General features: G+C 66.0%; 17 protein-coding genes. 10 read left to right on the top strand and 7 right to left on the bottom strand.

Features of this window, described 5'->3' with window-relative positions; all coding sequences use genetic code 11:
• Position 1: 1 nt before the first annotated feature.
• Together HG262_RS06730 and HG262_RS06725 are read right to left on the bottom strand one after the other, a co-directional pair.
• Positions 2-2,161, bottom strand: coding sequence for an ABC transporter permease subunit (locus tag HG262_RS06730; RefSeq protein ID WP_169270279.1), 2,160 nt, complete (start codon positions 2,159-2,161; stop codon positions 2-4).
• Positions 2,162-2,224: 63 nt separating this feature from the next.
• Positions 2,225-3,247 carry an amino acid ABC transporter substrate-binding protein gene (locus HG262_RS06725; RefSeq protein WP_169270278.1) on the bottom strand — a complete coding sequence of 341 codons (1,023 nt, stop codon included), beginning with the start codon at positions 3,245-3,247 and terminating at the stop codon, positions 2,225-2,227.
• 169 nt (positions 3,248-3,416) lie between these two features.
• Between HG262_RS06725 and HG262_RS06720 the strand changes: the two genes are divergently transcribed.
• Both HG262_RS06720 and HG262_RS06715 read left to right on the top strand, forming a co-directional pair.
• Positions 3,417-4,556, top strand: coding sequence for an aminotransferase class V-fold PLP-dependent enzyme (locus HG262_RS06720; protein ID WP_169270277.1), 1,140 nt, complete (start codon positions 3,417-3,419; stop codon positions 4,554-4,556).
• A 36-nt stretch (positions 4,557-4,592) separates the two neighbouring features.
• Positions 4,593-5,888, top strand: coding sequence for an aminotransferase class I/II-fold pyridoxal phosphate-dependent enzyme (locus tag HG262_RS06715; RefSeq protein ID WP_169270276.1), 1,296 nt, complete (start codon positions 4,593-4,595; stop codon positions 5,886-5,888).
• A gap of 141 nt (positions 5,889-6,029) precedes the next feature.
• Here HG262_RS06715 and HG262_RS06710 read toward each other — a convergent pair whose 3' ends face one another.
• Positions 6,030-6,959 (bottom strand): AraC family transcriptional regulator, encoded by a 930-nt coding sequence (locus HG262_RS06710; protein ID WP_169270275.1) that lies wholly within the window; start codon positions 6,957-6,959, stop codon positions 6,030-6,032.
• Between the two features lie 204 nt (positions 6,960-7,163).
• Here HG262_RS06710 and HG262_RS06705 point away from each other — a divergent pair, with 204 nt between their 5' ends.
• The 5 genes from HG262_RS06705 to HG262_RS06685 are packed head-to-tail and all read left to right on the top strand — an operon-like array spanning position 7,164 to position 11,729.
• Positions 7,164-7,718 (top strand): carboxymuconolactone decarboxylase family protein, encoded by a 555-nt coding sequence (locus HG262_RS06705; protein WP_169270274.1) that lies wholly within the window; start codon positions 7,164-7,166, stop codon positions 7,716-7,718.
• Positions 7,718-8,848 (top strand): acyl-CoA dehydrogenase family protein, encoded by a 1,131-nt coding sequence (locus tag HG262_RS06700; RefSeq protein WP_169270273.1) that lies wholly within the window; start codon positions 7,718-7,720, stop codon positions 8,846-8,848. Before HG262_RS06705 ends, HG262_RS06700 begins: the two co-directional genes overlap by 1 nt.
• Positions 8,845-9,642, top strand: coding sequence for an ABC transporter ATP-binding protein (locus HG262_RS06695; protein ID WP_169270272.1), 798 nt, complete (start codon positions 8,845-8,847; stop codon positions 9,640-9,642). The genes HG262_RS06700 and HG262_RS06695 overlap by 4 nt, the downstream gene beginning before the upstream one ends.
• A 33-nt stretch (positions 9,643-9,675) precedes the next feature.
• A complete protein-coding gene (locus HG262_RS06690) occupies positions 9,676-10,866 on the top strand; it encodes an ABC transporter substrate-binding protein (protein WP_169270271.1) in 1,191 nt (396 codons plus the stop codon).
• The gene (locus HG262_RS06685) at positions 10,863-11,729 is read left to right on the top strand and encodes an ABC transporter permease (protein WP_348984369.1); all 867 of its coding nucleotides are present in this window, start codon (positions 10,863-10,865) and stop codon (positions 11,727-11,729) included. The genes HG262_RS06690 and HG262_RS06685 overlap by 4 nt, the downstream gene beginning before the upstream one ends.
• A gap of 9 nt (positions 11,730-11,738) precedes the next feature.
• Here the strand turns inward: HG262_RS06685 and HG262_RS06680 are convergent, their stop codons facing one another.
• The gene (locus tag HG262_RS06680; RefSeq protein ID WP_169270270.1) at positions 11,739-12,308 is read right to left on the bottom strand and encodes a surface-adhesin E family protein; all 570 of its coding nucleotides are present in this window, start codon (positions 12,306-12,308) and stop codon (positions 11,739-11,741) included.
• A gap of 146 nt (positions 12,309-12,454) precedes the next feature.
• On the opposite strand from HG262_RS06680, the gene HG262_RS06675 reads away from it, so the two are divergent.
• Entirely contained in the window at positions 12,455-13,771 is a 1,317-nt protein-coding gene (locus HG262_RS06675) for a hypothetical protein (protein ID WP_169270269.1), read from the top strand.
• 27 nt (positions 13,772-13,798) lie between these two features.
• Here HG262_RS06675 and HG262_RS06670 read toward each other — a convergent pair whose 3' ends face one another.
• Positions 13,799-14,218, bottom strand: coding sequence for a universal stress protein (locus HG262_RS06670; protein WP_169270268.1), 420 nt, complete (start codon positions 14,216-14,218; stop codon positions 13,799-13,801).
• Positions 14,215-15,222, bottom strand: a complete 1,008-nt coding sequence (locus tag HG262_RS06665) for a TerC family protein (RefSeq protein ID WP_169270267.1) — start codon at positions 15,220-15,222, stop codon at positions 14,215-14,217. The genes HG262_RS06670 and HG262_RS06665 overlap by 4 nt, the downstream gene beginning before the upstream one ends.
• A 101-nt stretch (positions 15,223-15,323) precedes the next feature.
• Here HG262_RS06665 and nhaR point away from each other — a divergent pair, with 101 nt between their 5' ends.
• Positions 15,324-16,307: a transcriptional activator NhaR gene (gene nhaR / locus HG262_RS06660; RefSeq protein ID WP_169270266.1), complete on the top strand. Its 984-nt coding sequence runs from the start codon at positions 15,324-15,326 to the stop codon at positions 16,305-16,307.
• Between the two features lie 33 nt (positions 16,308-16,340).
• On the opposite strand, the gene HG262_RS06655 is transcribed toward nhaR, so the two are convergent.
• The gene (locus tag HG262_RS06655; RefSeq protein ID WP_169270265.1) at positions 16,341-17,030 is read right to left on the bottom strand and encodes a GntR family transcriptional regulator; all 690 of its coding nucleotides are present in this window, start codon (positions 17,028-17,030) and stop codon (positions 16,341-16,343) included.
• Positions 17,031-17,155: 125 nt separating this feature from the next.
• Here HG262_RS06655 and araD point away from each other — a divergent pair, with 125 nt between their 5' ends.
• Positions 17,156-18,886 carry an L-arabinonate dehydratase gene (gene araD / locus HG262_RS06650; RefSeq protein WP_169270264.1) on the top strand — a complete coding sequence of 577 codons (1,731 nt, stop codon included), beginning with the start codon at positions 17,156-17,158 and terminating at the stop codon, positions 18,884-18,886.
• The last annotated feature ends 50 nt before the right edge of the window (positions 18,887-18,936 follow it).

The raw sequence follows: 18,936 nt of genomic DNA, 5'->3' as shown, positions 1-18,936 counted from the left end.
TCTAGGCGGCATGCGCCTCCATCCGCCGCGCAACCTTCGACAACGCCAGGCTGGCCGCAAAATACAGCAGCGCCACCGCCAGGTATACCTCGACGTGATAGGGCCGCCAGTCGGTGCCGGCGACCACGGCCTTGGCCGCGCCCAGCACGTCGAACACGCCGATGATGCTGACCAGCGACGTGTCTTTGACGGCGCCCACGAAGACGCCCAGCGCGGCGGGGGCGGCGATGCGGCGGACCTGCGGCCAGATGACCGTGGCATAGGCCGTGGCCGGGCCCATGCCCAGTGCGCGCGCCGCCATCATCTGGCCCGGCGGGATGGCCTGCAGCGCGCCGCGCAGCACTTCGGCCAGCAGGCAGGCGGTGTGCAGCGTCAGCGCGGCCAGCGCCATGCTGAACTTGGAAACCCCGCCGCCCAGCAACATGGGCAAGACAAAAGAGGCGAACAGCAGCTGCGTCACCAGCGGGACGCCGCGCACGGCTTCAACCAGGCCGGCGGCGGCGAGCGAAGCTGCGCGACTGCCGGAGCGGCGCAGCAGCGCCAGCGCAAAGGCCAGCGGCACGGCGGCCGCCAAGGCGGCGATGGACAGGATCAACGTCACCAGCAACCCGCCCCAGCGCTGGGGGCCGATCAAGGCGCCGCCCCACGGCCAACCGGTCAATGCGCTGACGACGATCAGCAGCAGGACGGCAAGCGTTGCGGCACGCACGCGGGCGGGCAGGCGGCGCGCGCCCAGCGTCAACCCGATTCCGCCCAGCAGCGCCGCGCAGGCGATGAAGCCCGGGTAGCGGTCGGCGGGCGTCATGGTGCCGAAGAAGAGCAGCGGCAGGTTCTCTCCCACGGCCGCCCAGCAGGCGCCGGCGGCGTTGGCGCAGGCCGCGGGGTCGCCCCGCCAGACGGCGTGCATCACGGCCCATTCCAGCAGCGTCCAGGCCGAGACGGCCGACAGCACGGTCAATGCCGCCGACAGGATTTTGCCGCGCCACGGATGCGGATCGCTTCCCGCCTCGCGCCAGAGGGGGCGGTCGCTGAGCCTCGCGCCGTGGGTGTCGCCGGGGTCGTGCCGGGCATGGCGCGCGTTCCAGGCCGACAAGCCGCCGCCCAACACCAGCGCCACCGTCAGATAGGCCAACACGGCCAATGCAATGCCCTCGAGCGCCAGGCCAGTCTGTGTGATGGCGGTATTGATGACGGCCATCAATTCCTGGTAGCCGATGGCGATCGCCAGCGTGCTGTTCTTCACCAGTGCCAGGCACTGGTTCGCGTAGGGGGGCAGGGCGACGCGCGTGGCGTAGGGGGCGATCACCCGCCGCAGCACGCCCCAAGGCGCGAGGCCCATTGCCTGGCCGGCCTCGACCAGCCCGACCGGGACGGCGCGTACTGACGCGCGTACGATGTCGGCGATGTAGGCCGCATGGAAGACGACCAAACCGATCAGCAGCGCCGCGAATTCGATGCTGGGTTGCCAACCGCCTTGCAGGCCCAAGCCGCGTTTGACCGGCAGGTCGACCTGCATGGCCGGCAGCAAGGTCCAGCCCAATGCGGCGACGGCCAATGTTGCGAATGTGGCGCCGTTGCCCCAGCGGCGCTTCGCGCGCCAGCCCACCGCCACGGCAAGCAGCAAGACGGCGGCGTACGGCAGCCCGCCCTGCACGGCGGGCAAGGCCAGTCCGCGGTTGGACAGCAGCACGGAAGGCAGCGGCGACCACGCTTGCCGCATGTCCGGCAGCCGCAGCAGCAGTCCGTACCACACGAACAGCTGCAGCAGCACGGGCGTGTTGCGCAGCGGCGCCACGATGACGGCGGCGCAACGCGCGGCCAGCGGATGGGTCGACAGGCGCATGAGGCCCAGTGCGATGCCCAGCGCGGTCGCAAGCGGAATGGCCACGGCCGCCACGGTCAGCGTATTGACCAGGCCGGCGGCGATGGACATCCAGTACGGGTCGTCCGGCGAGACGGCGAGCAGGCTTTCTGAAATGCGAAAGCCCGCGGCTTGAAACAGGAAGCCGAATCCGCCCTGGATGCCGCGCGCGGCCTGTACAGATTCAATGTGCAGCACCAGGACGGCGACCATGCCGCCCAGGGCCAGGATCCAGGCCAGGGACGGCAGCCAGCGGCGCAGCAGGCCGGGAGAGGGGAAGGAAAGGGTCGTTGCAGTCATGATGGCCGGTACCAATGCAAAAGGCGGGCAAAAGGCCCGCCTGCCGCGTTCAGGGGATCAAGCTCACTGGAACGGCGGTGCATATAGCAGGCCGCCCTGGTTCCATTGCGCGTTCAGGCCGCGGTCCAGCTTTAACGGCGTGGCCGCGCCCAGGTTGCGGTCCCACACTTCGCCATAATTGCCGACGGCCTTGATGGCGTTCTTCGCCCAGCTTTCATCCAGGCCGAAACTCTTGCCGATGCCCGCGTCCACGCCCAGCAGGCGGCGGACCTGCGCATCGGTGCTTTGCGTCTGGCTGTCGGCATTCTTGGCCGTGATGCCGAGCTCTTCGGCGGCGACCAGCGCGTTGACGGTCCAGCGCACGATGGCCGCCCAATTGGCGTCGTCCTGCCGCACGAAGGGGCCCAGCGGCGATTTGTTGATGCGCTCGGGCAAGATCACGAAGTCGTCCGGTTTACCGGCCCGCGCGGCGCGGCTGGCCGCCAGCGTGGAGGCGTCCGACAGATAGACGTCGCATCGGCCGGCATAGAAGGCCTGCTCCAGTTCCACCAGGTTCTCGATCACCACCGGGCGGTACGTGAGCGTGTGCTTCTTGAAGTAGTCGACCAGGTTCTGTTCGTTGACCGTGCCGGGCTGTACGCAGACCTGCGCGCCATCCAGTTCGGTGGCGCTTTTGACGCCCAGCTTGCGCGGCACAAGAAAGCCCTGACCGTCATAGAAGACGATGCCGGCGGACACGATCCCCAGACCCGCGTCGCGGCTGGACGTGATGGTCGTGTTGCGGTTCAGGACGTCGATCTCGCCAGATTGCAACGCGGGAAAGCGCTGCTGCGAACTGAGCGGAACGAAGCGCGTCTTCTCGGCGTCGCCCAGCACGGCGGCGGCCAGCGCGCGGCACAGGTCCGCGTCCAGGCCCGTCCAGCGGCCCTGCTTGTCGGCGATCGACAAGCCCGCCGAACCCTGGCTGACGCCACACACCAGTTCGCCGCGTTTCTTGATGGTGTCCACCGTGCCGGCGTGCGCGGCGCCGGCGATCGTCAGCGCCGTCGCGACGCCCGCTGCTTTGAATAATCGAGTCAATCGCATGCCGTTCCCGTATCGTGTGTATGCAAGAAAGGCATGAATTATGAGCGGATGCCGCAGGTTTCCGAGCGACGATATGGTCATATCAATATAAGAACTAAGCCTTATCCAGATCCGCGTCATATACCTAGAATTCCGGCATACCAAGTTGGAATCACAGGGAAGGTCGCGCATGAGCTGGCAGGACGAATTCAGGCAGTTTTTTCCCGTCACGCGTGACAAGGCCTACGCCAACATCGCCTACACCAGCCCGCTATCGCCAAAGGTGGCGGACGCTGTCGCCGCCTTCTTCGACGGCATCACGCATGCCCGCAGCGACAAACCGCAATGGCTGCGCGATGCGGATGCCTTGCGCGTGCGGCTGGCTCGGCTGATTGGCGGAGACCCGCGCCGGCTTGCCTTCACCAAGAACACCACCGAAGGCTTGAACACTGTCGCGCAAGGCCTGGCATGGCAAGACGGCGACAACCTGATCGTCGACGACCAGGAACATCCCACGAACGCCTTGCCCTGGCTGAACCTGCGCCGCCGCGGCGTGCAGGTGCGGGTGGCGCAGGCAAATGCGCACCGCTACACCGTTGATGACCTGTGGCGGCATGTCGACGCCCGCACCCGATTGATCGCCGTGTCCTGGGTGCAGTACGGCACGGGCTTGCGCACCGACATCGCCGAGCTGGGCCGCCGTTGCGCGGCGCTCGGGATCTGGTTGGTCGTCGACGGCATCCAGGGCGCGGGCCTGTTGCGCGCCCAGGTCGATGAATGGCACGTGGACGCGTTCGCATGCGGCGCGCACAAAGGCCTGCTGGGCCCGCTGGGCGTGGGCTTCCTGCACGTGTCGCCCAAGCTGCTGGATGCGCTGGAGCCGCTCTATATCGGCCCGTCTGGCGTGACCACCTTGGACAAGTCCGGTCTGCAATGGCAGGTGGGCGTCTCCGACGCGGACGATGCGCGCCGGCTGGAATCCGGCAACCTCAACTATCCTGGCATCGCCGGCTGGGCGGGCGCATTGGATTTGATCGAAGGCGCGCAGCCCGAGCGCATCGAACCATGGGTGCTGGAACTGTCGCAGGCGCTTGGCGACGGCTTGCGCGGGCTAGGCGCGCAGGTGGTGTCGCCAGCCGGCGCCGCAATGCGCAGCACCACCACGGCGTTGCGCGTGGCCGATCCCACCGCCGCCCTGGCCCATCTGAATCAGGCGGGCGTGGTTGCCAGCGTTGTGGAGTATGGTTACGTGCGCGTGTCCGTCGGCGCCTACAACAATCATGCAGACGTCGAACGCATCTTGCGCGCCGTGCGCGCGCTTGGCGTCTGATCTGAATCATCAATAACGCATCTCAAGGAGAGACACATGACCGAACCGAAGAAGCCTAACTGGCGCTTGGAAACCGTTGCCGTGCATGGCGGCTACCGGCCCGACCCCACGACGCGCGCCGTGGCCGTGCCCATCTATCAAACGGTCGCCTATGCGTTCGACGACACGCAGCACGGCGCCGACCTGTTCGACCTTAAGGTGCCGGGCAACATCTATACCCGCATCATGAACCCCACGACCGACGTGCTGGAACAGCGCGTGGCGGCGCTGGAAGGCGGCATCGCCGCGCTGGCGCTGGCCTCGGGCCAGGCCGCGGTTACCTATTCCATCCTGACCATCGCTGAAGCGGGCGACAACATCGTGTCGTCCAGCACGCTGTACGGCGGCACTTACAACCTGCTTGCACACACGCTGCCGCAGTACGGCATCACCACGCGCTTCGCCAACCCCAGCGACGTGGCCGCTTTCGAGGCGCTGATCGACGACCGCACCAAGGCCATCTTCGCGGAGTCGGTCGGCAACCCACTGGGCAACATCACCGACATCGCCGCGCTGGCCGACGTGGCCCATCGCCATGGCCTGCCGCTGATCGTGGACAACACCGTGCCGTCGCCGTACCTGCTGCGCCCGATCGAGCACGGCGCCGACATCGTGGTGCAGTCGTTGACCAAGTACCTGGGCGGCCACGGCACGAGCCTGGGCGGCGCCATCATCGATTCCGGCAAGTTCCCCTGGGCCGAACACAAGGCCCGCTTCAAGCGCCTGAACGAACCTGATGTCAGCTACCACGGCGTGGTCTACACCGAAGCCTTCGGCGCCGCCGCCTACATCGGCCGTGCGCGGGTCGTGCCGTTGCGCAACACGGGCGCGGCGATCTCGCCGTTCAATTCGTTCCAGATCCTGCAAGGCATCGAAACGTTGGCGCTGCGCGTGGACCGCATCGTCGAAAACGCCGTCAAGGTGGCCAGCTACCTGCGCGAGCACCCGAAGGTGGAATGGGTGAACTACGCCGGTTTGCCGGACCACCCCGACCATGCGTTGGCAAAGAAGTACCTGGGCGGCAAGGTCCCGGGCCTGTTCACCTTCGGCGTGAAGGGCGGCCGCGACGCCGGCGCACGCTTCCAGGACGCCCTGCAGCTGTTCACGCGCCTGGTCAACATCGGCGATTCGAAGTCGCTGGCTACGCACCCGGCGTCCACCACGCACCGCCAGCTGAATCCTGAAGAACTGCAAAAGGCCGGCGTGCGCGAAGAAACCGTGCGCCTGTCGATCGGGATCGAGCACATCGACGACCTGATCGCCGATCTGGAACAGGCGCTGGCGCAGGTGTGACGCAATGACGCTGATTCCCCGTAGGACCCTGTTGAAACTGGCTGCCGGGTTGCCCGCCCCGCACGAAGCGCACATCACGCATCCCGGCGTGCTGGCAGAACTGCTGCTGGGCTTGGGCTGACGGTTGGGGCGCCTTTCCTCCTAGCCTTGCGCCACGCCGCGCTTGCGCCAGACCGAAGGCGCTATGCCTTCCGTACGCTGGAACACACGGCTGAACGCGGCCTGGGATTGATACCCCACGCGTTCGGCCGCGTCCTGGATGCCCATGCCCTGGCTCAGGAGGCGGCGCGCCACCCGCATCCGCAACCGCTGCAGCAACTGCGCAGGCGTCGTGCCGCTTTGCAGCGTGAAGCGCCGATGGAACGTCGCCGTTGACATATGCAGGCGGTCCGCCATGTCCTGCAGGCTCCAGGTGGCGGCGGGATCCTCCAGAATGGCTTGAAGCAGGCCTGCCATGGCCGGATCCCGCGCCAGTACGAACAGGCCGTAGGCCTGCCGGTCGTGGATGGCCAGATGGCGCAGCATGAAGAAGATCAGCAGGTCGGTCAGCCGTTCCAGCACCACGGGCGAGGCGCCGGGTTCGCGCGCCGTTTCGCCCAAGATCAATTCAAAGACGCCCCGGGCCGTGCGGAAGCGTTCGTCATCGGCACGCAGCACCAGGAAGTCGGGCAGCGTGTCGGCCAACAGGTCCGCCAGGCCGGGGCGGAACTGGAAAAAGCCGCAAGCAAGGCCCGTGCTGTCGGCTTGCCGCGGCAGCAGCGGCTCCATGGCCGTGCACAGGGTGGTGCCGGAAGCGGGCGGGTCCAGCGGCGTCAGGGCATGGGGGATGTCGTGCAGGAAGAAGATGCCGTCGCCCGCGGCCAGCGTCAGCGCGTCTTGCCCTTCGCCCAGGTCGACCCGGCAACGGCCATGCAGGATCAGATGAAAACTGGCGCGTGCCCGCCCGCTGGTGCTGGCGGACCAATTGCCGCAGTATTGCCCCAGGTGATACAGGCTGGATTGGACTTCCAGGCTGGACAGCAACAGGGCATCTACGGCGGCCTGGTCGGTATGGTCGGGATGCAAGGGCAAGATGGATGGGCCGGGTAGGGGGCGTCAAACTGATCCGGTCAGAACGCCGTCGCAGTTTGCGAGGATGATGGAAGATCGAATCCGGTTATAAGCGCATAGCTGAAAGTCGATAAGATCTAGCATCAAGTTGCGATCTTCGTGCATTGTCGCTTGTTGCCGGCCACCCGCACAATATGGTTTTCTACGATACCCCAGGAGATCTTCATGGCCCGTTTGCCTGTCCATACCGCGCAAAGCGCTCCCGAACCCACGCGCGCCGCGCTGGCCGCCGCGGAACAGGCGTCGGGATACCTGTCCAATCTGCTGGGGGTGCTGGCCAACGCGCCCGTCGCGCTGGAGGCCTACCAGACGCTGTCGCAGATCAATGCGCGCGCGGGCCTCACCCTGCAGGAACGCGAAGTCGTCCAACTGGTGGCGGGCACCCGCCATGGCTGCACGTTCTGCGTGGCCGGCCATACGGCGCTGGCCCGCAACAAGGCCAGACTGTCGCCCGAAGTCGTGGATGCGCTACGCGCCCAGGGCGTGCTGCCCGATGAACGTCTGCAAGCCCTGGCCGCCTTTACCGAGGCCGTCATCCAGACGCGCGGCCGCGTCAGCGACGAGGCCTTGCAGGCATTGCGCGACGCCGGCTACTCGGACGGCAACGCCTTGGAAGTCATCGTGGGCGTCGGCCTGGCCACGATCTGCAACTTCGGCAACAACCTGGCCCAGACGCCGTTGAACGACCAATTGCGCGACTACGCCTGGAGCGGCGCGTGATGGCGGAGCAAAGGTTCAGCGACGAGTCCGCCGCAGGCTGGACCTTGTCCGAGGATCTGGCGGCATGGCTGGATCAGCGCGCCGACGCCCTGGATGACGGCAGCCTGGACGCCGCCGCCGTGCTGCCCCGGCTGGCCGACGGCGGCCTGTTCCGCATCGGCGTGCCGGCGGGCCAAGGCGGCTTGGCGGGCACCGACATCGGCGATGCCATTGAAGCCGTTTCCCAGGTGGCGGAACGCTCGGTCGCCAGCGCCTTCGTGGCCTGGAGCCAGCGCGTCTTTATCGAATACCTGTTGCGCAGCCCGAACACGGCGTTGGCCGATGCCTGGATGGCGCCGCTGCTGGCGGGTGAACAAGCCGGCGCGACCGCGCTGTCCAACGCCATGAAGTTCCTGTCGGGCATCGAATCCCTGCAGATCGGCGCCCGCGATGCCGACGGCGAATGGCTGCTGGACGGCCGCATGCCGTGGGTGACGAACTTGCGGCCGCAGGGTTTTCTGGTGGCGGCGGCGGTCACGGCGCCTGACGGCACGCCCGCCGTGGTGGCGCTGCCGCACGACATCGCCGGCCTGGTCCGCAGCCCGGACCTGTCCTTGCTGGCCTTGCAATCCAGCAACACCGCGGCGCTGGCCGTGCAGGGGGTGCGTATCGGCCCGGAATGGCTGATCCATCCCGACGCCCGGCAATATCTGCCGCGGGCGCGTCCGGCCTTTGCCGGCCTGCAATGCGGCCTGTCCATCGGGCTGGCGCGCCGAGCCCTGCAAGCCGCAACGCAAACCGGCCAAGGCCAGGCGTCGCGCGGCATCCTGGGCGAGCCGCTGCGTGCCCTGCACGCACAGGTTGAAGCGCTTAGCGCCAGCCTGATCGCCGGCGTGCGCAGCGACCGCTTTGTGTCCGAACCCTGGGCCCTGTTCGACATCCGCATTGCGCTGGCCGAAGCGGCCCATCAAGCGGTGCAGCTGGAATTGCAGGCCAGCGGGGGCGCCGCCTATCTGAAGCCCGCCGGGGCCGGGTTTGCCCGGCGCTGGCGCGAAGCGGCATTCCTGCCGATCGTCACGCCCAGCCTGGTCCAGTTGAAGACCGAACTGGCCAAACGCCAGGCCAAGCTGGCTGCCGAGGCCGCTGCATGACGGGCGGTGTGCCACCGGTATTGCAGGCGCGCGGCTTGGCGTTGCGCTATGCCGGCGCGGCCGGCCCCGTCTTCCATGGCGTGGATCTCGATTTGGCGCGCGGCGAAGTGGTGGCGGTGTTGGGCGCCAGCGGGGCAGGCAAGTCCAGCCTGCTGCGCGTGCTGGCGGGTTTGCAGACCGCCACGGCCGGGTCGCTATTGATGGAAGGCGCGCCGCTGACGGGTGTGCATCCCCGCGTGGCCGTCGCGTTTCAGGACCCCAGCCTCTTGCCTTGGCTGTCGCTGGAACGCAATGTCGCGTTCGGCCTGGATTTCAAGCATCAACCCGCGCTGACGGACAGCCAGCGCCGGACGCGAATCGACCAGGCCATCGACGAAGTCGGCCTGTCACATGCGCGGCATCTGCGTCCGTCGCAATTGTCCGGCGGCATGGCGCAGCGCACCGCCCTGGCGCGCTGCCTGGCGCGCCAGCCGTCGGTGCTGCTGCTGGACGAACCCTTCGGCGCGCTGGACGAAGTGACGCGCAGCGATATGCAGGCGTTGCTGCGCAAGGTCGTGGCCGACTTTCGGACCGCCGCCGTCCTGATCACGCACGATATCGACGAAGCACTGGTGCTGGCCGACCGGATCGTGCTGCTGGGCGGCGCGCCGGGACGCATCCTGGGCATATGGCAGGTGGCGCTGCCGCACCCGCGCGCCGACCTGTTGCCTGAAATGGGCGCGCTGCGCCTGGAAATCCTGACTCGCTTGCGTGCTGCGCTGCGGGCCGTGCGCGACGATGCCGCGCTGGTTTGAACTGACGTTTGACCCCTTGCTAGGAGCTCATTGATGTGCCTGGAACACATGTCGCGTCGCGACTGGTTGAAACTCTCGGCCCTGCTGACGGCAGGCGGTGCAACCTCATTGCTGTCGGCGTTCAACGCCCGCGCGCAGAGCGAGCCCGACGCGCCGGTGCGCATCGGTTACCTGCCTATCACGGACGCTGCGCCGTTGCTGGTGGCGCACAACAACGGCTTGTTCGACAAGGCCGGCGTCAAAGCGGAAAAGCCGACATTGCTGCGCAGTTGGGCACAGGTGATTGAAGCCTTCATTTCCGGCCAGGTGAACGTGGTGCACCTGCTGTCGCCGATGACGGTATGGGCGCGCTTTGGCAGCAAGGTGCCGGCCAAGGTGGTGGCCTGGAACCACGTGGGCGGATCGGGCCTGACGGTCGCGCCCGCCATCAACAACGTCAAGGAACTGGGCGGCAAGACGGTCGCCATTCCGTTCTGGTATTCCATCCACAACGTCATGCTGCAGTACCTGTTGCGCGAGAACGGCCTGACGCCGGTGGCGCGGAAAGACGGGTCGGTCGGCGCAAACGAAGTGAACCTGATCGTCATGGCGCCGGCCGACATGCCACCCGCGCTGGCGCAGAATCGCATCGCCGGCTACATCGTGGCCGAACCCTTCAACGCCGTCGCCGAGACCCTGGGCGTGGGCAAGGTGCTGCGCTTTACCGGCGACGTCTGGCGCAACCATGCCTGCTGCGTGGTCTTCATGCACGAGCGCGACCTGGAGCAACGCCCCGAGTGGTCGCAAAAGGTGGTGGACGCCATCGTGCAGGCGCAATTGTGGATACGCGACCACCGTTCGGAGACCGCCCAGCTGTTGTCCAAGGAAGGCATTAACCGCTATACGCCGCACGGCCTGCCGGCTTTGACCAAGGTGTTGGCGCCGCCGGCGTCCGACCGCGAGGCGTACCTGGGCAGCGGCGCTATCCGCCACGCCGATTGGGACGAACGCCGTATCGACTTCCAGCCCTATCCGTTCCCCAGCTATACCGAGGAGCTGGTGCGCCGCTTGCGCGATACGCTGATCGAGGCCGACCGAGGCTTCCTGTCCGACCTGGACCCGGCACGCGCCGCGCGTGAGTTGGTCGACGACCGTTACGTCAAACGCGCGATCGAATCCGTGGGCGGGCTGAACCGCTTCGGCTTCCCGGACGCCTACACGCGGACCGAAATGGTGCAGGCGTGACGGTTCGCGAGTCCTACGCTGGCTCAGAAGGGCACGCAGCAGTTACGCCGGCCGGTTCCACTGACCCGGCCGGATCAACCGCCAAACCGGCCAGCCGCGCCAGTAACCCCGGCCTGGGTCTGGGCGGGCGGTGCGCGATGGGGCTGGCCGGCTTGGCGGTCTTGCTGGCCTTGTGGTGGCTAGGCACCGACGTGTTCTCGCCTGCGGGCAGCATGGCGCGGCGCTTTTCACCGGGCGCGACCTTCTTGAGCCTGGCGGAATTGCTGACCGCCTCGGACCTGCCCCTGCACATCCTGGTCAGCCTTCGGCGCATCGCCGTGGGGCTGGGTTTTGCGCTGTTGATCGGCGTGCCGCTGGGGCTGGCGATCGGCAGTTGGCGGCGTCTTGAGGCCACCTTGTCACCCGCCATGCAGTTCCTGCGGATGATCTCGCCGCTGTCCTGGATGCCCATTGCCGTGATGGTGTTCGGTGTCGGCGACGACCCCGTCTATTTCCTGCTGACTTTCGCCGCCGTCTGGCCCATCGTGCTAAACACCGCCGCTGGCGTGCAGCAGCTGGATCCGCGCTGGCTGCAACTCGCCCAAAGCGTGGCCGCCACCCGCTGGGAGACCTTGCGCAGCGTCATCCTGCCCGGCGTGCTGGGCCACATCCTGACCGGGGTGCGTCTGGCGATCGGCATCCTGTGGATCGTGCTGGTGCCTTGCGAAATGCTGGGCGTGTCGGCAGGGATGGGGTATTTCATCCTGGACACGCGCGACAGGCTGGCCTATTCCGAACTGATGGCCATGGTGCTGATGATCGGCGTCCTGGGCTTCTTGCTGGACGCGGCGGCACGGGCGCTGTACCGCTATTGGCGCGGGTAGGGCGCCGCGCTATTTGCGCACGGTCTTGCCCGGGGCCGGGCAGACCATGGCGCGCAGCTTGCGCTGGACGGGGTCGCGCGCCACCGGCGCGTTGTGGATGCCGGCCACCGGGATGGATTCCACCAGCGCGCCCGTGGCGTCGTTGCCGGCGTAATGCCGGGTTTCGGTAACCGTGTAGGTGTTGGCGCTGCAGTTCAGCATGATCGGCTGCGACACGGATCCATAGGACTGGCCGTTCGTTTCCGACACGCGGGGCTGCGCATAGAACCACGCTACCGTCACCGCCATCACCACGGGCCGTTCGGAAATCGGCGCAATCGACGCGCTATCGTAGAACACGCCCGGCATCGCCTGCGGATCCAGCGGCGTCCACGCCGGACCGTCGCCAAACACGATGAGCGATGCGTCAAGGTTGCGGGGCACGATATTCACTGCGCAAGCATCCGGCGGAATCGGATCGCCTTCGCGCACGGTCACCGCCTGGCAATCGTAGGGCGGCGCGGCCAAGGCCGGTTGCATCCAACCGGCTGTCCCCAGCAAAGCCAGGGCCAGAGCGTAGCATGCGTGCCTTGCGATCATGTCGGGTTTCCGTGTGCTGCCGGGTGCGGCGTGAGAGTATGTCACGTCAGTATAGAGAACGTCTCGCAACACGCTATAGTTTCGTCTGTTTCCCTAAAGTCGCCGGCCGGATGGCGGGCGCCCACGCATCAGGATGCTTTGCAGCCATGAACCTTAGACTGCTTGCCAGCGGTACCGCGATCGTGATCGCGGGGGTCATCGGCTATGGCATCTATCAATTAGCACCCATAGGCAAGCCGCTTGCCCGCAGCGAGGTGATCGGCGAACTCAACGGTCCGCCGTTGGCCTCGTCTTCCCGCGTGTCGCTGCAACGGTTCGGCGAACGCCAATTGCTGATCGGGCAGCGCCTGGTCACGGGCAAAGACATGGCCGGCCTGGAAAAAGCGCCGCTGCTTGACGCGCTGGTGCCTGCCCTGAATACCCGTCCTCAGAATCCATGGCAATTGGCCGACACGCGCAACCTGATTTACGGCGGGCAGGGCACGGGCGTATTCGAACTGCTTGGCTCGATCAGCGGCGATACCGGCGTGAGCCTGATCGGTTCCCCTCAAGGCCGCACGCTGTATCTGATCACCGGGACGCCGCGCAGCCCCAGCCCCGGAAACGGGAGCGATCCGTCGGCCGCCTGGGAAACGTTGCGCTCGACCGACCAGGGCAAAACCTGGGCCTACGACCCGGACACCGTCCTGGGGGCGCCACTGCAATACACGGTGTTCCTGACCCAAGACCGCGTCATTGCGCTGGAACGGCATGACACCGGTCAGCGCCTGCTGGTCAGCGAAGACGGCGCGCGCCACTGGTCCGCCACGTTGCTGGATGAGCAGGTCTGGCCCGACGCGCAAGCCTTTGATCGCGCTTTCCAGGAAAAAGACGGCAAGGACGGCAGCCAACTGGCCTATGACTGGTCGCTATACCCCCTGGACGACAGGCGTGCCGTGGGTTGGAGCTGGCGCACGCGAATCAGCCTGAACGCGGCGGAAAGGAACGAGGTGCTGGAAACCCGGCGTTTCGAGGTGGAGTTCCAGCACGGCGCATCGCCTGCTTTCCGCATCACCCCGCACGCGACGCCCGTCCCGGCGCCTGCGCCCGATGCGCGCTTTGCCCCGGACGAGCCCGTGTTCGAGACGTCGGGCAATGCCATCTTTGAATTGGACAAGGCCGAACGGACCTGGCACCCGCGTTCGGTATCGCCCACTGTGCAAGGCAAACCCACCTGGATCGGCGACGCCTGGTTCAGCCGCAACGCCTGGGTGATCAAGACCTACGCAGACCATCTGTTTTCATTCAACGAATACACCAAGACCTATTTCGCGACGCGCGACCAAGGCAAGACGTGGACACCGTTCCAGATACCGCAGGAGGTGGAGACGGGGTTGCTGGGCATGGATGCGTCCGGTGAAGCCTTGCTGTCGCTGGCGGAACGGGACGGGAAAACGGTGATCCGGCGGTATCCGCTGGATTGACGTCCGCCGGATGCCGCCGAAAGCCGGTCAAACCACCAGCACCGGGCATGGCGCCTGCGCCAGAATCCTTCCACTCACCGATCCCAGCAACGCATTGACGAGCGGACTTCGGTGATGCGATCCCAGTACGATGCAGGCGGCGTTGACGCTTTCCGCGTACGTGACGATCTTTGCGGGCGTGAATCCCGTCAGCTCGTGGCATTCATAGTTCACGTTGCCGCGGCGAAGGATGTCCACCACCGAACGCATCGCCTTGCCGCTTTCTTCGTGGTGCCAGGCATCGACCTCGGCCTTGCCGATGAACGACTCGACGTCCCCGGACACCTGGGGTTCGCAATGCACCACATGCACGACGAAATCGCGGTTCAGCAGGGGGCTGGCGACCAGGTAGCGGGCCGCCTCATCGCTGTACGTCGATCCGTCGGTAGCGAGAATGATCGTGTTCATGGCAGCTCCTCGGTGTGTGCCTTCTTCACGTTGTGGCGATTGGCTGATGCCTTTCGCCGGGGCAGCAGCAAGCTGGCGCCGATGGAGGCGGCCAATACCAGGCCGACCACGCCAAGCGACCAGTGCACCGGCACGTGGACCCATTGCGCCGCCAGCATCTTGCCGCCGATGACGATCAGCACGATCGCCAGCCCATACTTCAGATAATGAAAGCGGTCGACCATGTCCGCCAACAGGAAATACAGCGCCCGCAAGCCCATGATGGCGAAGATATTCGAGGTGAAGACGATGAACGGGTCCCGCGTGACGGCGAAGATCGCGGGGATGCTGTCGACGGCGAAGACGACATCCGTTGCCTCGATCACCAGCAGGACGACGAACATGGGCGTGGCGTAGCGCAATCCGTCGATGCGGATGAAGAACGACTGTCCGTGATAGTCCGGCGTGATGCGCATTCTTGCCCGCATGAAGCGGACCAGCGGGTTCTGGCCGATGTCGGGCTGGCGTCCGCCCGTGGCCAGCATCCTGGCGCCGCTCAGTATCAGGAAGAGGCCAAGCACATAGAACAGCCAGACGAATTTCGACAGCAGCCAGACGCCGGCAAGAATCATCCCGATGCGCATCACGATGGCGCCCAGCACGCCGTACAGCAGCACCCGCCGCTGCAATTCCGGGGGCACCGCGAAGTACGTGAATATCAGGGAAAAGACGAACATGTTGTCCGCCGACAGCGACAGTTCGATCAGGTATCCGGTGAAGTATTCCAGCGTTTTCTGGTTGGCCACCGCCCGGCCGGCGCCGGCATCCAGAAACCACCACATCGACAAGCCGAACAGCGTCGCCAGCGTGGACCAGGCGAGCACCCAGGCCAGTGCTTCCCGCGACGACACCCGGTGTGCGCGACGTCCGCCCAGCGCATAGAGATCAAGCGCCAGCACAGCCAGCACGAAGCCGATGAATCCCACCCACATCGGCGTTGTGGCGAACGTCTCGACCTGACCCATTGCCGCCTCCTGCAAGGTACGAGGCCAGTCTAGATCACGCTTATTCGTCGGACAATTCGCATATCATGAAGTGATAGTCAGATTTTTTGGATTGATCGGCCATGGTCACGCTCAACTACAAGCATCTGCGCTATTTCTGGATGGTCGCCAAGGCGGGCAGCATCGCTCGTGCGGCGCAGCAATTGCAGCGCACGCCGCAATCGATCAGCGGCCAGTTGCAGGAACTGGAATCCTCGCTGGATTCGGCGTTGTTCCGGCGAGTGGGGCGCGGCCTTGAACTGACGGATATCGGCCGCCGCGCGTTGCAGTACGCGGACCGCATCTTCACCCTGGGCGACGAGTTGCTGGACGATCTGCGCGACCGGCCCGCGCGGCCTGCCGTGGAGTTCAGGATAGGGATCGCCGAAGGGGTGCCCAAATCGCTGGTGTACCGAATGATCGAACCCGTGCTGCGCCTGGAGGAGAACGTGCGGCTGATCTGCCGCGAAGGCCGGCTGGCCTTCCTGCTGGCGGATCTGGCGGTGCATCGGTACGACATGGTCATCGCGGACCGCCCCATGCCCAGCCATTTGAATGTCCGTGGTTTCAGCCACCTGCTGGGTGAGAGCAGCCTGACGTTTTTTGGTGCGCCGGCCTTGCTTGAGCAACTGCGGGGCCGCTTTCCCAAGATGCTGGACCAGGCCCCGTTCCTGCTGCCGGGCGAAGACGCGGCGATCCGGCCGCGGCTGGTGCAATGGTTCGACGACCACGATATCCGGCCCCGCATCGTCGGCGAGTTCGACGACAGTGCATTGCTGAATTCTTTTGGCCAAACCGGGGTGGGCCTTTTTGTGGCGCCGACGGCCACCACCGCCTATCTGGTCAAGCAGTATCGGGTGCGCGCCATCGGCAGCACCGCGGCGGTCAAAGAGCAGCTTTACGCACTGACTACGGACCGGCAACTGCAGCATCCCGCCATCATCGCGCTGAACAAGGCCGCTCAGGAGGACATCTTCGGGCAGGGCGATCGGCCGCCTCGCGCAAAAGCGCGCAAACCGCCGGTGGCCAGGAAAGGTCGCGCCAACGGTGCAAAGGGCCGGGCATGACCGGCGCCGATACGCCGGACCGAGTCGCGGGGCTCACTCCGCCAACACGTACTCCGGGTAGCGCTTGCAGATCTCGGCGACCTGGCTGAGCGTGCCCGACAGGTGTTCGCGCAGCACCTGTTGCGCGCGTTCCGGCGCTTGCGCCACGATGGCGTCCAGCAGGCGCTGGTGGTCGTCCATGATGCGTTCGGCTTTGCCGGCCTCTGGCAGGTGCAGCCGGCGCAGGCGGTCCAGGTGGCCGCTGTAGCGTTGCTCCAGTTCCCACAGGCTGGTCACGCCGGCAGCCGCATGCATGTCGCGGTGGAAGGCCTGGTCGGCGTCGATGAAATGCTGGTATTGGCCGTTGGCGTGGCTGACGCGTTGCAGGTCGATGCTGGCTTGCAGACGCTTGTGCAGCATCGGGTCGGGCCGTTGCGCCAACTGGTGCACGATTTCCAGTTCCAGCGATTGGCGCAGGAAATGGGCTTGCCGGGCGGCCGGGATGTCGATCCGGCTGACGACCGTGGTGTGTTGCGGGTAGATCTCGACCAGGGCCTCTTCGGCCAGGCGCATGAGGGCGTCGCGGATGGGAGTCTGGCTCAGGCCGTAGGTTTCGGCCAGCGTGACGCGCGATAACGCGGTGCCCGGGGCGAGCTCCAGCGATACGATCTGTTCGCGTAGATGTTCGAAGACCTGGGGGGCGGCGTGGCGCGAACGGTCCAGTCTGAGCTTTTGGCTTTGCATCCGAAGGCGTGTCGGGAGTACGGTGGTCGAAGCCCGCAGTGTAGCGGGTTTTTACCTAGCTGACGCACTAATGTATTAGTGTTTAAATGATCCCATCCCCACCACGCTTCACTCCCCATTCCCCTATGAAACGTTCCTACGAAAGTCTGCGCAGCGCCGCCTGGATGGCCAAGGATGACCTGCGTTCGTTCGGCCACCGTTCCCGCATGATGCAAATGGGCTATGCCCCTGACGATTGGGTCGGCCGGCCCATCATCGCCATCATCAACACGTGGTCGGACCTGAATCCCTGTCACAGCCATTTCAAGCAGCGCGTCGAAGACGTCAAGCGAGGCGTGTTCCAGGCAGGCGGCTTCCCGGTGGAGCTGCCGGCGATTTCCGTGTCGGAATCCTTCGTCAAGCCGACGACCATGCTGTATCGCAACTTCCTGGCCATGGAGACCGAAGAGCTGCTACGCAGCCATCCGGTCGACGGCGCCGTGCTGATGGGCGGCTGCGACAAGACGACGCCGGGGCTGCTCATGGGCGCCATCAGCGCCGGGTTGCCGTGCGTGTACGTGCCTGCCGGCCCCATGCTGCGCGGCAACTGGAAGGGCAAGATCCTGGGGTCGGGCTCGGATGCCTGGAAGCTGTGGGACGAGCGCCGCGCGGGCAAGATTACCCAGGAGCAATGGACCGAAGTGGAGGGCGGCATCGCCCGCAGCTACGGCACCTGCATGACGATGGGCACGGCCAGCACCATGACGGCGATCGCCGAAGCCATCGGCATGACGCTGCCAGGCGCCTCTTCCATTCCTGCGGCAGACGTCAACCATATGCGCATGTCCGCCGAGTGCGGCCGCCGCGTGGTGGACATGGTCTGGGAAGACCTCAGCCCCAACCGCATCCTGAGCCTGGCGTCCTTCAAGAATGCCATCAACGTGGCCATGGCGATGGGCTGTTCCACCAATGCCATCGTGCACCTGGTCGCCATGTCGCGCCGCGCCGGCCACGCGGTGAGCCTGGACGATTTCGACGCCGCCAGCCGCAAGGTGCCGGTCATCGCGAACATCCGCCCCAGCGGCGATACCTACCTGATGGAAGACTTCTACTATGCGGGCGGCCTGCCCGCGCTGATGTCGCGCCTGCACGACCACCTGGACTTGTCGGCCATGACCGTCACGGGTAAATCGCTGGGCGAGAACATCGCCGGCGCCGAGGTCTATAACGACGACGTGATCCGCAAGCTGGACACCGCCATCTACGACGAAGGCGCACTGGCTGTCCTGCGCGGCAATATTGCGCCAGACGGCTGCGTGATCAAGCCCAGCGCCTGCGCACCGCAGTTCCTGCAGCACACCGGTCCGGCGCTGGTGTTCGATGACTACCCCAGCATGAAGGCCGCGGTCGACGACGAGAACCTGGACGTCACGCCCGAACACATCATGATCCTGCGCAACGCGGGCCCGCAAGGCGGCCCCGGCATGCCGGAGTGGGGCATGCTGCCCATCCCGACCAAGCTGGTCAAGCAGGGCGTGCGCGACATGCTGCGCCTGTCGGATGCCCGCATGAGCGGCACGAGCTACGGCGCCTGCATCCTGCATGCGGCGCCCGAAGCCTACATCGGCGGCCCATTGGCGCTGGTCAAGACGGGCGACACGATCACGGTGGACGTGCCCGCCCGCAGTATCCACCTGAACATCAGCGACGAAGAGCTGGCCGCGCGCCGCGCCGCCTGGACGCCGCCGCCCAAGCGCTATGAACGCGGGTACGGCTGGATGTATTCCAAGCACATCCTGCAAGCCAACGACGGCTGCGATTTCGATTTCCTGGAAACCGACTTCGGCGCGCCTGTCCCGGAACCTGAAATCTTCTAAGCACGCCGGGCGGGTCGCACCCGCCACGTGCCCCCTTATCCATTGTCTAC

The sequence above is a fragment of the Achromobacter sp. Bel genome (genome assembly GCF_012928505.1).
Lineage (GTDB): Bacteria > Pseudomonadota > Gammaproteobacteria > Burkholderiales > Burkholderiaceae_B > Achromobacter.
The sequence above is the reverse complement of the archived record's forward strand: the minus strand, read 5'-3'. Positions and strand labels throughout refer to the sequence as shown.